Below are 13,478 nucleotides of genomic sequence, written 5' to 3'. Positions count from 1 at the left end.
AAGATCCGAACTTGTGAGAAACTCACTGTGATCATCCATGGAGCTACTCCGTGAGAAAATACATCTCGAACGGACTCGCAGATCACAAACCTACCGGAAAGGTGGGGTCAAAACACCGCTTACACTGAAATTCCGTATCCAGTTGGCATTTCTGTTGCTAAAGGTGTGCATACAGCGGATTTGCATCGTAGCGCATTTTTGCATGGAATCGAATTCATGCGTCGAGGGAATGAAGGATTGCAGCAGGAAGATGATTAAATGCAGGCATTTGAATTAGGCAATTTCTCCAAAACAAAAATAAGTCGCATCGTCTCCAACAGACTAACTAGACTTCTTGCAAAGTATAGCGGAGATATCCCAGACGCCGGCAAGCGAGAACTCTATGAGTATGCAATCACAGCTTTGTTTATTCTAGAATCCATATCGCAACCGCTAATGACGGAGAAGCATTCGCAAGCACACAAATCGCCCCGTGAGAAGCAAAAATTTGTGGTATCAGCCAGAACATCAGGTCTTGGTGACATGATGAACCAACTGACACATGCCATGTGGTATGCACGCAACAGTGGTCGCCGTGTCTTGGTAGACTGGTTAGGTTCACGTTACTACACTGAGAGAAGCGCCACAGAGAGGTTTGATATATTTGAGCGCTTTTTCGAGTGCGACGACATATCTTCCTCGCCCAGTGACCTCGCCCTTGGTCAAGGCGCCGCTGTGGAACCTTCACCCACCGAACTTTCGGCTGCAGAAACGGAGGAAGTTGAAGCGCCGTTTATAGAACTTTTTTCAATTTTAGGCCGCGATATTCCCCTGGAGATTGTCAGGCTCACTCGCCCTGTGGATTTTCTGCCACTAGACGTTCTCGCGCCATTCTACAACAAATTGAGAGTGCGCGATCGCGTTACTGCACCCGTTCAAGCGACTTTAAGCCAATTGAGCACAGCGATTGGTGTTCACATACGTCACGGAAATGGTGAGTTGTACAACGAAGAGGATGAGTTGGTCCTCTTCGAGCGGTATAGGGAAGCAATTGTCAGATGTAAGGAATTGAATCCCAACTCATCGCTGTTTCTCGCAACTGATAGCAAACTCGTGGAAGATTGGTTTGAAGGCGAGTTTGGCAATCACCTAAAGCTTCCCAAATACCTCCCCGAAGAAAAAGGTCACGCCCTCCATCATCCAGATTCAACGAGTAAAGCAACGGTATCTCGCCTGGATGTTTTTGAGGGAGCACTGCGCGATATGGTTGCTCTTGGTCAATGTAAAATACTGGTCTGTGACACCTGGAGTTCCTATACACGCGCTTCTCAGGCATGGGGCGGCGCCAATAAGAAAAATGGCCGTCTTTTTCCCATCAAAGTGCCTCGAAAGTCCTGGGAGCAACTACAAGAACTTAAACGTATTCGCAATTAATAATACTAACCATAACGACCTTCCCGTATTTCATCGACATAGGCAGAAATAATAACGGATTGCGCTAAACAAGGAGAATGAACTGTTGCGGTGGATGCCCCCACCCGCCGGCATCGTATACCATGACGTGTGTCTAAGTAGGTGTGCATCCTCAATCCTGGAAACTGACGTCACCGCCGCCCGTCGCAGAGTTGCGGCAGGCGGCGGTGTATCGGGTGTCAGGCGGACAGTCTGACTGGCGGCTCGTTTCGGCTCTTCCAGTCGCTGCGCATCCGGTCCATGCCGGCGATCAGGGCCTTGGTGACCTGATCCCTGTTTTGGATGTCTTCTGTATGCAGCCATACAATGCCGGAATCCTTACCCCGCGCGTTGAGCGACAGCGCGAAACCGACGGGCTCATCGGCGTAGGTCGCCAAAATAATGAAACCTGTGTCCGGGCCGCCGCCGCCGTGGTTCAGCAGCGAGAGTGTCCGGCCGATCCGGTTTGGATCCAGGGGGGCGGAATATCGGCGGCTCGCCCGCTTCATCAGGCGAGTGACTTGCATGAAATCGCCGAGGGTTTCAGCTCGCCTGGTCTGCAGCGGATTTTCTGCTGCAGAAAATGCAAGGTGCAATGGATAAGCTGCCGAATCTGACACCTGGTTCTTTTTGTAGGTCTGATAAGTCATCTTCTGTCTCCTTATTCCAGGGATCAGCCCGCATAGCGCTGGTTGTTCGGCGACGCCTGATCCTGCAGACACCCGATGCGTCGCCTGGGCGGCGCCACCGACCGAAACACTCTCCTCGAGAAGCTTGGTGTGTCGGCTTGTCTTTTTCTAATGTCGGTTGCCGACGGGGATATTCAAATTAATTCGGTGTAAGGTAGCGCAGTGCACTGACATATTGGGTTCAGGCCAATTGCGGCCGGTCCCGAATAGGTGCGCAGTCATGAGGTACGTGTTGCTCCGCTGCAAATCCGATGGTTGAGGCGGCGCACCAAAACCTGCTAAGGGTATTGTTCCGAATATAGTTATAACGTACCTTTAATCGGAACATTGGATGGCAGAATTTAATATGACTGCAGAGACCTTGGCGGCGGCGTGCAGGGATCGTGCGTTCTCGTTTACAGACGCGGATGCGATTGTTACCGATAATCCGGATCACATCGGCTATCTTTGCGGCTACCGATCCATTCTCCATGACATGGCGCCTTACCGGCAGTTGCTGGTCGCAACACGAAGCCGGTGCGTGCTGGTGACCGGCGCCAGTGACGCAGGCGCGGCGCGTGAGGTCGTTGGAGCGTCCTGTCGGATTTGGCGATACGGGACATTCTTCGTCTATGGCGTCGAGGAGGAAAACAGCATCGCGACGCACCCTGCCAACGCGGATTATGAGGACGCTGTCCTGGCCGCACTTGAATCCGAGCTGCCAGGAAAAGGCGCCATGCTGCTTGATCTCGACCGCGCGGACACGACGGCGATTGTCACCCGCGCGTTGTCAAATTGGCGATGCTTGCCGGCGGCGAGCGTTCTCGCCAGATCGCGCGCGGTGAAATTGTCCGGCGAGTTGGATCGTCTTCGTCATGCCTCGCGGGCAACGGACGCCGCCATAGCGTCGGCAAGCAAGATGATTTGTCCGGGGGCAACGGAACTGGAACTGGCGGCCGAGATTTCGCGCGTGATCGTCGCGGAAGGCGGCGTTCCACGATTTGTCGTCGTGACGTCCGGGGAGCGGAGTTCGCTCGTGGACGCTTTTGCGACCGAGCGCCGGATAGAGCAGGGCGATATCGTGCGCATCGATGTGGGGGGACGTTTTTCAGGGTATCATTCCGACATGGCGCGCAGTTTTTGCTGCGGTGAACCGGAGCCGCTGACGGAGCAGCGATACGACGCGTTGCTCGACGGCGAGTTGACGGAACTCAACATGATCAGACCCGGCGCTTCGGCGCATGACATATTCGAGGCAGCCGTCGCCGCCGTGCAAAAAGGCGGCATACCAGACTATAGGCGCAACCACTGCGGCCACGGGATAGGCATTGCTTCCCACGAATTTCCCTATATCGCATACGGCAATGAGACGGAACTGGAGGCGGGAATGGTGCTTTGTCTGGAGACGCCTTACTACGAAAGAGGGTGGGGCGGCATAATGGTCGAGGACACCGTCATCGTGACGAATGAAGGGTATGAGCGCATTACGCCCTCGTTGCGCGCATTGCGACAAGTCGCTCCGGTTTGAAGGTTGCGCGGATGCAGGAAGATCGCACATGACGAAGAACCAGTCTCTGGAACGTGGGCTTGAACTTCTGGAACTCGTCCAGAAATCCGACAAGCCGCTTGGCACGCGCGATATGGCCCGCAAGTTGGGTGTCAGCCCGGCCGCCGTTCAGCGTCTCGTCAATACGCTCAATGAAAGAAACTATCTGGCGCGTGATCCGGAAACGCGCCGTTATCGCGTCGGCTACCAGGCTATTTTGTTCGGCAATGCGATCGCGCGCAGTGACGCGCTGCTGGTCGAGGGGCGCAGAGAACTTGAGGAGGTGACGCGAAAGCTCCGCGTGGATTCCTACATGGCGACGCTGCAGGGACAAAATGCGTTCTACCTTTTGTGCGTTACGGGAGAGGCGCTTGTTTCGGTGCGCTGCGAACCCGGCGACACGATCCCGCTTCATTCCACGGCGATCGGAAAATGCATTCTGGCCAGCCTGCCTGATTCGGAGATACTCGAGATACTTGGCCCAGGACCCTATCAGGCGATCACCGGCAGCACATTGACGACACCGGAGGCTTTTCTTGCCGAAGTCGAAGCAACGCGCGAACGTGGTTACGCCATTGTCGAAAACGAAAACATCGAAGGCATAACATCGGTCGGCGCATTGCTGGATCTGCCGAATGCGCCGTCGAAAACAGCGATCAGCATTTCCTTCTCGCCATATTTCTCGAAAGACATCGACACGGAGGAGGCGGCTGCAGTGATCCAGGCCGCCGCAAGAAGAATAAGTCGCAGCGTCGCCATTTAGAGCGCAATTCGTCAGTTCCTTACCAATGATTGTTGATCGCCTGGAATGATTCGCTCTATCCCGGAGACATCTTCATGACCGGCACACCGGAAGGCGTCGCGCCTGTTCAGTCCGGCGATGTCATGCATGCATGGATCGATCGGGTCGGCGAAATGTCGGTGCGCGTGTCGGCCTGATTGGCCTTCAAGCGCTTTTTTCCGCGATGCATCGTTTGATCGCGCGTACGATGCCGCGATAGCCGGTGCATCGACAAACACAGCCGGCAAGTTCAGCTCGAATCTCGTCTTCATCGGGCCGATCCAGCCGGCTGACGATATCATAGGCTGTCGCCAGCATGCCGGGCGTGCAATATCCGCACTGCAGAGCATGCTCCTCGCGAAACGCCTTGCGAAGGCGCGACATGAGGGGATCCTGGTCATAACCTTCGACGGTTGTGATCTCGACGCCATCGCAGGAGGCGGCCATGGTGATGCAGGATCGGATCGGCATTCCGTCCATTAAAACAGTGCAGGCGCCGCAGGCGCCGTGCTCGCATCCCAGATGTGTGCCTTTGAGTGACAGCCGTTCGCGGAGAAAATCGGCAAGGTTCAGTCGGGGGTCGATTTCCGTGCTGACTTGTCTGCCGTTTACGGTGAGTGACAGTGTGGTCACGTTCGAACCTCCTCCATCGCGCGCCTCAGGCACACAGTATGGATCTGTGTCTCGTAGCGGCCGAGTGAGCCGAGAGCTCCGGTCAGCGCATCCCGGATAGTGTCGTCGTCGACAGCTCCTTCCTGGAGCGCCTTTTCGAGCATGGCAAATCGTTGCGGACCGCCAATGGCGCTGCTGCCGGCGACAACGCGGCAGAAGCCGCTTTCCGGATCTTGGACGGCAGCCGCGATCGCCTCGCCAAAGGCTCCGGCTTTCTTGCGCATCTTGTGAAAAGACCACCGCAGGTCAGGGGAGGCCTTGGGGACACATATGCCGGTCAGTATCTCGTCTTCCTGCAAGGCCGTCGTGAATACATCCATCATGAATTCCTCGACAGGAAGCTTTCGATTTCCGTTTGTTCCGGAAACTTCCACATCTGCGCCAAGCGCTATCATCGCCACCGGCCAGTCAGCGGCGGGGTCGGCATGGGCGAGGCTGCCGCCGACGGTCCCTCTGTTGCGAACTGCCCGATAGGCGATATTGCGGGCGACATGGCGCAGCATGCCGCTGCAGTGACTATCTGCCCCGCCATCCTCTATGCGCGCATGGCTTATACAGGCGCCCAGGCGGATGTGATCTCCGATATCTTCGATTGTAGCGAGTTCCCGAATGGCTCCGATGTCGACGAGCGTTTCGGCGAATGCCACACGCAGGTTCAACATGGGAACCAGCGACTGACCGCCGGCTAGGACGCGGGCCGCGCCACCGCCGTCGGCAAGAATGGCGACGGCCGCCCCCACCGTATCCGGCCTGTGGAATTCGAGAGCCGGCGCCTTCACTTTGATACCTCCAAATCGGCTATGGCGCGATCCTGAGCGTCAAAGATCGCTCCGAGAACGCGCTTTGGCGTGGCCGGCACGGCGCATAATTCTGCTCCAAGCGGCCTGAGCGCGTCGTTGATCGCGTTGACCACGGCCGCCGGCGGCGCAATGGCGCCGCCTTCACCGACGCCTTTTACGCCAAATCGGGTATAGGGCGATTGCGTCTCACTGTGATCCAGCCGGATTATCGGCGTCTCGGCCGCGGTCGGCAGTGAATAATCTGCAAATGTCGTTGCCAGCGGCTGGCCCTGATCGTCGAAAGGCGACTCCTCGAACAAGCCAGTGCCAATGCCCTGAACGACGCCGCCGAGCACCTGGCCGTCGACGATCATCGGATTGACCCGCGTACCGCAATCATCGACAGCGACGTAGTCAAGCAGTTCGACGGTTCCCAGTTCCGGATCCACCGAAACCGTCGCTGCATGGGCGGCATAGGCGAACGGACCCTTGTCGCCATCGGGTCTATACCCGCCCGTTACCTCAAGACCGTCACGCAACACGTCTTCGGGAAGTTCGTAGGGTCTGAAGTGCCAGGTTTCGGCTGCCTCCGCGATCGTCATCGTGGCGGTAGGTCCTCTCAGTTGCCCGTCTTCCAGGTGTACGTTGGACGGCTCGCATTGCATCAAATGGGCTGCGATCTCCCGAAGTTTCACCGCGATCTTGTCGCAGGCGGCGGCTACCGCGCCGCCTGTCATCACAATGGCGCGCGAGGCGTAGGTGCCAGTTGAGAACGGCGACAGTCCGGTGTCTCCGTGACGCAGAACGACACGATCCGGTTCTATGCCAAGAACCTGGCTTGCGATCTGGGCCATGGTCGTTTCCATGCCCTGGCCATGCGATTGCACGCCGACACGCAATTCCAGGCTGCCGTCCGGTTGCATGAGCGCCGCCGCCTGTTCGAAACCAGGCATCATCGGAATGCCGATATGCGAGATCGTCGATGTCGAGACGGCGGTATGTTCGGTGTAGATTGCGTATCCTGTGCCCAGCAAGCGTCCGGGCGCGGGTGTCTTTGGCCCTTCCGCTACCATCTCCATGGCGCGGAGTAGACAGGCCGGATAGTCGCCGCTGTCGTATTCCTTGCCGGTGATCGCTTTGTAGGGCATCGCCTCAGCTTTGACGAGATTGTCGATCCGGACCTCGGCCGGGTCTCGTCCGACTGCCCGGGCGACGGCGTCCATGGTGCATTCAATGGCGAAACAGGCGCCCGGTCTCGCCACCGCCCGGTAGGGGGAGAGGGGTGGTTTGTTGGTCACGACCGTTTGCGTTTTGACCCTGTAACCACCAATGTCGTAAGGCCCCGTGAGAATGCCGCTTGCCTGTATCGCGTCGAAACCGTTGGTGTGCGGCCAGACGGAATAGGCCCCGCCATCTGTGGTCAGTTTCGCGTCGATAGCAAGTACGCGCCCGCGATCGTCCGCATAGGCGGTCATTTCATAGCGGTGCTCGCGGGCGTTGGCCCCGGCGGTCAGATGCTCGAATCGGTCTTCCAGCCAGCGCAGTGGTCGGCCGGTTTTCATTGCCAGCGCCGCGACAATGATCTCTTCCGGATGGAGAATCGCCTTGTATCCGAATCCGCCGCCCACGTCTGGCGCGATGACCCGGATCTGCCTTTGCTGCAGCCCAAGGGCCTCGCACAGGGCGGTTCGTATCTGGTGCGGAGACTGCGTCGAGGAATAGACCACCAGTTGGTCGTCGCGCTCGCTCCAGTAGGCCAGCACTCCTTTTCCTTCCAGCGGAACCATGGCCTGACGGGCCATGTCAAGCACTCGGGTCACCTTGACAGGCGCGTTGGCGATGATCTCGTCGATTCCGGAGTCAAAGCCGGTTTCCATCGAGACATTGTTGTCCCAATCGTCATAGAGCCTTGTCCCATCGTCTGACAGCGCGTCATCCATCGACGCAATGACCGGCAGCATTTCGAAGTCCGGCGCCAGCGTCTCCACCAGATCTTCCGCCTCCGCCCGGGTAGGTGCAATGCAGGCAGCGATGATTTCGCCGACATAACGTGTGCGGTCTAAGGCCAGCGGAGGCGCTGCGACAATACGATGACCCGGCACTTTGGATGCTGGGGGAACAAGCTTCACATCTGAAAGATCAGCGGCTGTGAAAACGCGACCGTCGGCGTCGACCGGCGTGTCGATTGACGCTATGCGGGCGTGCGCCAGAGGTGAGCGGAGGAACGCCACGTCAAGCATTCCCGGAATATCGATATCGCCAATGAAGCGACCACGTCCCTCCAGGAACCGCGCGTCTTCCCGGCGCAACATGGAGGCGCCTATGCCTGTTTCTTTTATCGTCATGCGGCCTTCAGCTTCATACTGTCCTCCTCAGAATCCTACGAAAGAGGTAAGCCAGGTCGCTGTTCCTGGTAAAAGAAACACCACCAGAAGCACCAGGAGCTGACACAGCACGAACGGCATGACGCCGAAGGCCATCTGCCGATAGCTCATGTCCGGTGGCGCGATGGATCTCAGATAAAACAGCGAGGGGGCCATCGGCGGCGTGAGATAGCTGGTCTGGATCGCGACAATTGCAAGCACGCCGAACCATATGGGATCAATGCCTGCGGCCCTGAGCAGCGGATCGTAGATCGGCACACATATCAATACGATCGATATCCAGTCGAGCACGAAGCCGAGCAACATGATGATAAGAAGGATCACGAGAATCGTCTGGTTCGGCGTCAGGTTCATCGCATCGAGGAAGCCCTGGATGAGCTGTCGGCCGCCATTCGCTTGAAAGATCGACGTGAACATCGTACCGCCGACTACGATCAACATCACCATTGCGGTGATGACCAGTGTCGCGCGCGTCGCCAACCAGAGAACAGAAGCTTTCAGTTCTCCATAGAAAAGGGTCAGCAATATCGTCCCAAGCGCGCCAACGCCGGCGGCTTCGGTGGGCGCGGCTATCCCCGCCATGATGGATCCGACAACGGCGAACACCAGCGCAAGGGCTGGAAGGAGCGACGTGGCCGTGATGCGAAGTTTTTCGTTGAGCGGTATGGCCAGTTCATCGGCGGCGAGCGGCGGACCATCCTGTGGTCGCACGGCGCAGCGCAGCAGCGCATAGCCAAGGAAGAAGGCGACCATGAGCAGGGAAGGCAGCACGATGGCGGCGAACATGTCTCCGATGGAGACCTGGGCCTGCGTCGCATAGACCACGACGACGATTGAGGGCGGGATCATTGTGCCGAGCGATCCTCCCGCGCAGATCGTGCCTGCGATCAGATCGTTGGAGTATCGATATTTCTGCATGGCGGGGATCGCCATCATGCCGACCATAACCTCCACGGCGCCGACAATGCCGGTTCCGGCGGCGAAGATCGCACACATGGAGATCGCCGCCAGCGCCAGTCCGCCGGGGAGCCGGCCGAGCCAGAGGCGCATCGCATCGAACAAACGCACGGCGATGCCCGAGCGTTCAAGCATTGCGCCCATGAACACGAACAGCGGGATCGCCGCATAGGTCGGATTGGAGGCGACGGAATCGAGAAATCGAAAGAGCTGATTTGGCGCGATATCGCCGAAGGAAAGCAGCGCGAAACCGAACGCCGTGGCGATGAGGCTGAAACTGACCGGCAAACCCAAAAGGATCAGCGCGAACAGCGCCGGAAACATCAATCCGGCCAGAAGCGGATCATGCATGCCGTTGGGCCGCCTTTGTAAAGTCGCGAATTGCGGTCACGAGGATCTGCAGCGACAAGGCCGCCAATCCGATCGAAATGATGCTGTAGAACGGCCAGAGCTTTGGCGCGAATGCGCTTACCGGGTCCACCGAGCCGCGTTCATAAGCGCTTATCGCCTTGTTCGCAGCCACCCAGCTGATCGCCGTGAACGCCGGCAGCGCAACGCACGCCATGAGCAATCCGGAGATAAGGCAGCGAAGCCTTTCGGGCAGCATCTGAGCCAGGAAATCGATGCTGACGTGACCCTTTTCCTTGAGCGCGAAGGCGGCGGACAGAACGAACAAGGCGCCGCCAAGCATGTAGGTCATGTCGCTCGCCCAAAGGGTGGGCGCATTGAAGACATAGCGGCAGACGACTTCGTAGATCATTACGCCGATCAGCAAAATGACCATGACGCCGGCGACCACGGCAAGCGCGGAAGACAACCGATCAATGATCGTCATTGGCGGACCCCATAATGCACGAGGCCGGCGCAGGGCGCGCCGGCCTCCAGGTGATTATTTGCCGTCGATATGCTTGTAGGATGTGCCGTCGGCATAGAGATCCTGGAACGCAAAGTAGCTTTCGCCAATTTTCTCCATCCAGTCATTTCCATCGGCAGCCTGCTCCTCTGCCTTTGCCACAGCCCAGGTGCGTCCTGCTGCGGTGATGGCGTCGGTCACCTCCTTGGGAAGCACTTCCATTGTGTTGTCGCCGGCCTTGAGTTCTTCCATAGCAACAATATCCTGCATTCCCGACTGTAGATAGCTTTCAAACACAGCGAGTTTCGCAGCGGTCGTTACAACATCCTTCAGGTCATCGGGCAGGGCGTCCCAGGTTTCCTGCTTCACAATGAACTCGTTTATGCCGGCGGGAAAATGCAGTCCCGGACCGATAATGAACTTGGCGGCTTTCTGCAGCCCTGCGATCTGGTTGTCGGCGGGACCGGACCACTCGGCCACATCGACGCCGCCGCGATCTAGCATCTGGTAGACCTCCGAGCCGGTGACGAAGACCGGCGCGGCCCCGAATTCATCGGCCAGGATCGACGCCCAGCCGCCTGCTGCGCGGAATTTAAGACCTTTGAGATCCTCGACGGAATTGATTTCCTTGTGCGAATGCCAGAGTTCCGTACCGACGACGCCCCCGACCAGTGAGTGAAGTCCAAGGGTGTCGCGCTTGAACTCCGTGAGGAGATCCTGGCCACCGCCTTCATAAAGCCAGTAGAGCATTGTTTCCGGGCCCATGCCGCCCGGGTGGCCGGCGTAGAATGTGTTGGCCGGATCTTCGTTCACGGCATAAAGCGGGGTAATCATCGCAGCATCGGCGGTTCCGTCCAGCACCGCTTCGTAGTTCTGGGTGGCCGGCGCCAGAACACCGACGGGGTAGGGCTCGATGACAAGTCGTCCCTCCGACAACTGGTTTACCCGGTTCGTGAATGGCTCGACGATATTCTTCCACAATCCCCACGTTTCGCCAGCATAACTGGACATGCGCCATACTATAGGGTCATCCTGCGCCAAAGCCTGGGAGGCAGGCAAAAGGGTCGAGGCGACGATTAAGGCTGCCTTGAGGGTATGTTTCATTGGTCTCTCCTGTTGAGCCTGGTCTCCAGCGACGGAGATGTGGCATTCTTGTGTTGTTCGAAGCTGAGGCAGGGAGCCCCGAATAGTTTCTGGGGTGTCGACAACTGCCTCCGGCGAATTGGACGAGTTTCGCTTGATCCTGTGGTTCGGGTCCATAGTTCCGCTATTCGTATAGTTGTTCCGAATATCGACGCATAATTTGGTTTTGTAAACAGGTTCGACGGCACGTATTTCCGGCATCTTGCACAATTAAACGTCAGAGATATTCTGCCCGGCAGCGAGGATTCGCAGGAAAGCCGCGATGTTACAGGCATATTACGTGAATTTGAAAATTTCGACAGGTGTATATGAAATTTGGTGTAGCTAGAAGAAATTCAGGTTACATGGGGTATATGTTGCTATTATCGGAACAATAAGCTGCTTGTACGCAAGCGTGGTTGTCCGCCGACGCCGACACGATAGATCGGCGCCGGTGCATTTTCTTGAAGCTGTTACCTTAAAACAATCATGCAGAGCTGCACTGTCGTTGCATCGAAAGCGCGCGGATTTTGCATTATGCCGCGACAGCTTTTGCGCAGTTTTATCCTGTCGCCATCGCTGAGCGACGCTACTGCCGCTCCAACGGATTGGGATCCGCCACCGCCACCGCCAGAGCCGGATCCGCCGTTGCCGGCGCCACCTTCGGATCCTCCTCCGCTTCCGCTTCCTCCTCCGCCCGAACCGGATCCGCCTCCGATTCCAACGTCAACTCCCACACCGGCGCCAATTCCGCCTGTTCCTACGCCAGCGCCAACGCCAACACCGGCGCTTGCAACGCCGCCGACATCCGCGCCTACGCCAACACCAGCACCGACGCCGCCGCTTCCAGCGCCTGCGGCTGCTCCGACGCCTGCGCTGGAGTTTCCAACGCCAACGCCCACGCCCGCGCCAACTCCGACGCCTGAACTGCTTGCTCCGACGCCAGCGCCTACGCCAGCGCCGACGCCTCCAACGCCGACTCCAGCACCAACCCCGACACCACTTTGAGCCGATGCAATTGTGGTCGTCCCAAAAAATGCAACGCCGACAATTAAAGAAGCGATCCATTTTGAAGTTCGATAGTCTCGACGATTTTTCATCTTTACTTCTCCCTTGCTGGTCGCCCTACAATAATAATAGTGCAGCGTAAAAATAAAAAAACAAGAAATTTTGTTCCAAAAATAGTAATAAAAATATTTATTAAAAAAATAATCATTGAATACTTTGTTTGTGTTGAAACAATAATCGCAATTCACGCCTGCCAATCAACGCTCGATGCAGCAATTGCAGCCCTACGATTTGTCTATAGGTAGTCAGGCGCGGCGATGTGCGGTGTCGTGCGTATGAAAATTTCGTGACTATCGGTTTTTTCGGACAGTCACGGGAACCCCGTCATGAAAATGCGCGTTTTCAGAGCGAATTTGAGATCAACAGCAGTTTTCCATGTAACGTCAGCCAGGCGCGAAGTGGGGACCAGACCGCAAGGCGACAAAGAGAGTGAAGCGTAGAGAGTTTGTTGCAGGCAGCGTAAGCCTGCTTGGTATGGCGGCGGCAGGGTGTGTATCGGCTCCGAGGCCTATGCCTGACAGGCAGGGTTACGGCGTCAGCGTCGGTGTTTCGTCGTACTACCGTTCGTTATACGGGCCAATGCCACAGGAACGCTTTCCTGTTCCCGCTGTTGATTTGAGCCGGGTCCCGGAGCGGTTCTGGCGTCGGGAAGTTGACTATTATGCGGGATATCCGGTTGGTTCTCTCGTCGTCGACACAAATGAATTCTACTTGTATCTCGTTCAGCCGAACAACACGGCGATACGATACGGCGTTGGTCTTGGACGCGCCGGTTTTTCCTGGTCGGGAAGCGGCTATATCGAATGGAAGCAAGCCTGGCCGACATGGACGCCTCCCGCAAGCATGATCGCGCGTCAACCGGAACTCGCAAGGTGGAGCGCCGAGAACGGCGGCATGCCGCCTGGTCTTGATAATCCCCTCGGCGCACGCGCACTTTATATATTCCAGAATGGCAAGGACACGCTTTACCGGATTCACGGGTCGCCGGAATACTGGTCGATCGGTCAGGCGGTTTCCAGTGGCTGCGTCAGGCTGATGAACCAGGATATCGTTGACTTGTATAACCGGGTGCCCACCGGTTCGAAGTTGATCGTCATTTGATAAGAAGCCAAAGAACGGTTCTGTTGAAACGACGTAACCATACGCCGGGGTGTCAACTATCCAGTCGGGCGGTAGAAAATTCTTAATACCGGAATAATATTCAATTACAGTATGCT

General features: G+C 57.0%; 13 protein-coding genes. 6 read left to right on the top strand and 7 right to left on the bottom strand.

What is annotated here, in order from left to right; translation table 11 throughout:
• The first annotated feature begins 258 nt into the window (after nt 1-258).
• Nucleotides 259-1,413 (top strand): nodulation protein NodZ, encoded by a 1,155-nt coding sequence (locus AAFN47_RS04085; RefSeq protein ID WP_499807919.1) that lies wholly within the window; start codon nt 259-261, stop codon nt 1,411-1,413.
• A gap of 218 nt (nt 1,414-1,631) precedes the next feature.
• On the opposite strand, the gene AAFN47_RS04080 is transcribed toward AAFN47_RS04085, so the two are convergent.
• Entirely contained in the window at nt 1,632-2,081 is a 450-nt protein-coding gene (locus AAFN47_RS04080; RefSeq protein ID WP_499807918.1) for a hypothetical protein, read from the bottom strand.
• A gap of 370 nt (nt 2,082-2,451) precedes the next feature.
• On the opposite strand from AAFN47_RS04080, the gene AAFN47_RS04075 reads away from it, so the two are divergent.
• The 3 genes from AAFN47_RS04075 to AAFN47_RS04065 are packed head-to-tail and all read left to right on the top strand — an operon-like array spanning nt 2,452 to nt 4,584.
• On the top strand, nt 2,452-3,627 hold the full coding sequence (locus AAFN47_RS04075; protein WP_499807917.1) for a M24 family metallopeptidase: 1,176 nt from the start codon (nt 2,452-2,454) through the stop codon (nt 3,625-3,627).
• Nucleotides 3,628-3,655: 28 nt separating this feature from the next.
• On the top strand, nt 3,656-4,408 hold the full coding sequence (locus tag AAFN47_RS04070; RefSeq protein WP_499807916.1) for an IclR family transcriptional regulator: 753 nt from the start codon (nt 3,656-3,658) through the stop codon (nt 4,406-4,408).
• A gap of 29 nt (nt 4,409-4,437) precedes the next feature.
• Complete coding sequence (locus AAFN47_RS04065; protein WP_499807915.1) at nt 4,438-4,584, top strand: fumarylacetoacetate hydrolase family protein; 147 nt, start codon at nt 4,438-4,440, stop codon at nt 4,582-4,584.
• Nucleotides 4,585-4,591: 7 nt separating this feature from the next.
• Here AAFN47_RS04065 and AAFN47_RS04060 read toward each other — a convergent pair whose 3' ends face one another.
• From AAFN47_RS04060 to dctP, 6 genes are read right to left on the bottom strand one after another with little or no spacing between them, the layout of a single operon-like run.
• Entirely contained in the window at nt 4,592-5,059 is a 468-nt protein-coding gene (locus AAFN47_RS04060) for a (2Fe-2S)-binding protein (RefSeq protein WP_499807914.1), read from the bottom strand.
• Nucleotides 5,056-5,877 carry an FAD binding domain-containing protein gene (locus tag AAFN47_RS04055; RefSeq protein WP_499807913.1) on the bottom strand — a complete coding sequence of 274 codons (822 nt, stop codon included), beginning with the start codon at nt 5,875-5,877 and terminating at the stop codon, nt 5,056-5,058. The genes AAFN47_RS04060 and AAFN47_RS04055 overlap by 4 nt, the downstream gene beginning before the upstream one ends.
• On the bottom strand, nt 5,874-8,222 hold the full coding sequence (locus tag AAFN47_RS04050; protein WP_499807912.1) for a xanthine dehydrogenase family protein molybdopterin-binding subunit: 2,349 nt from the start codon (nt 8,220-8,222) through the stop codon (nt 5,874-5,876). The genes AAFN47_RS04055 and AAFN47_RS04050 overlap by 4 nt, the downstream gene beginning before the upstream one ends.
• Nucleotides 8,223-8,249: 27 nt before the next feature.
• The gene (locus tag AAFN47_RS04045; protein WP_499807911.1) at nt 8,250-9,569 is read right to left on the bottom strand and encodes a TRAP transporter large permease; all 1,320 of its coding nucleotides are present in this window, start codon (nt 9,567-9,569) and stop codon (nt 8,250-8,252) included.
• Complete coding sequence (locus tag AAFN47_RS04040) at nt 9,562-10,053, bottom strand: TRAP transporter small permease subunit (RefSeq protein ID WP_499807910.1); 492 nt, start codon at nt 10,051-10,053, stop codon at nt 9,562-9,564. Before AAFN47_RS04040 ends, AAFN47_RS04045 begins: the two co-directional genes overlap by 8 nt.
• A gap of 54 nt (nt 10,054-10,107) precedes the next feature.
• The gene (gene dctP / locus AAFN47_RS04035) at nt 10,108-11,175 is read right to left on the bottom strand and encodes a TRAP transporter substrate-binding protein DctP (protein WP_499807909.1); all 1,068 of its coding nucleotides are present in this window, start codon (nt 11,173-11,175) and stop codon (nt 10,108-10,110) included.
• A gap of 548 nt (nt 11,176-11,723) precedes the next feature.
• Here dctP and AAFN47_RS04030 point away from each other — a divergent pair.
• Together AAFN47_RS04030 and AAFN47_RS04025 are read left to right on the top strand one after the other, a co-directional pair.
• Nucleotides 11,724-12,119, top strand: a complete 396-nt coding sequence (locus tag AAFN47_RS04030) for a hypothetical protein (RefSeq protein ID WP_499807908.1) — start codon at nt 11,724-11,726, stop codon at nt 12,117-12,119.
• Nucleotides 12,120-12,771: 652 nt separating this feature from the next.
• The gene (locus AAFN47_RS04025) at nt 12,772-13,362 is read left to right on the top strand and encodes a L,D-transpeptidase (protein ID WP_499807907.1); all 591 of its coding nucleotides are present in this window, start codon (nt 12,772-12,774) and stop codon (nt 13,360-13,362) included.
• Nucleotides 13,363-13,478: the final 116 nt, after the last annotated feature.

The sequence above is a fragment of the Hoeflea sp. CAU 1731 genome (assembly GCF_039888615.1).
Classification (GTDB): Bacteria; Pseudomonadota; Alphaproteobacteria; order Rhizobiales; family Rhizobiaceae; genus Flavimaribacter.
This window is presented reverse-complemented; position numbering and strand designations above follow the sequence as displayed.

Excerpts from the sequence above, each read along its gene's own strand:
- AAFN47_RS04085 (WP_499807919.1), top strand. The coding sequence starts at position 259 with ATGCAGGCATTTGAATTAGGCAATTTCTCCAAAACAAAAATAAGTCGC.
- AAFN47_RS04080 (WP_499807918.1), bottom strand. The coding sequence starts at position 2,081 with ATGACTTATCAGACCTACAAAAAGAACCAGGTGTCAGATTCGGCAGCT.
- AAFN47_RS04075 (WP_499807917.1), top strand. The coding sequence starts at position 2,452 with ATGGCAGAATTTAATATGACTGCAGAGACCTTGGCGGCGGCGTGCAGG.
- AAFN47_RS04070 (WP_499807916.1), top strand. The coding sequence starts at position 3,656 with ATGACGAAGAACCAGTCTCTGGAACGTGGGCTTGAACTTCTGGAACTC.
- AAFN47_RS04050 (WP_499807912.1), bottom strand. The coding sequence starts at position 8,222 with ATGACGATAAAAGAAACAGGCATAGGCGCCTCCATGTTGCGCCGGGAA.
- AAFN47_RS04045 (WP_499807911.1), bottom strand. The coding sequence starts at position 9,569 with ATGCATGATCCGCTTCTGGCCGGATTGATGTTTCCGGCGCTGTTCGCG.
- AAFN47_RS04040 (WP_499807910.1), bottom strand. The coding sequence starts at position 10,053 with ATGACGATCATTGATCGGTTGTCTTCCGCGCTTGCCGTGGTCGCCGGC.
- dctP (WP_499807909.1), bottom strand. The coding sequence starts at position 11,175 with ATGAAACATACCCTCAAGGCAGCCTTAATCGTCGCCTCGACCCTTTTG.
- AAFN47_RS04025 (WP_499807907.1), top strand. The coding sequence starts at position 12,772 with ATGCCTGACAGGCAGGGTTACGGCGTCAGCGTCGGTGTTTCGTCGTAC.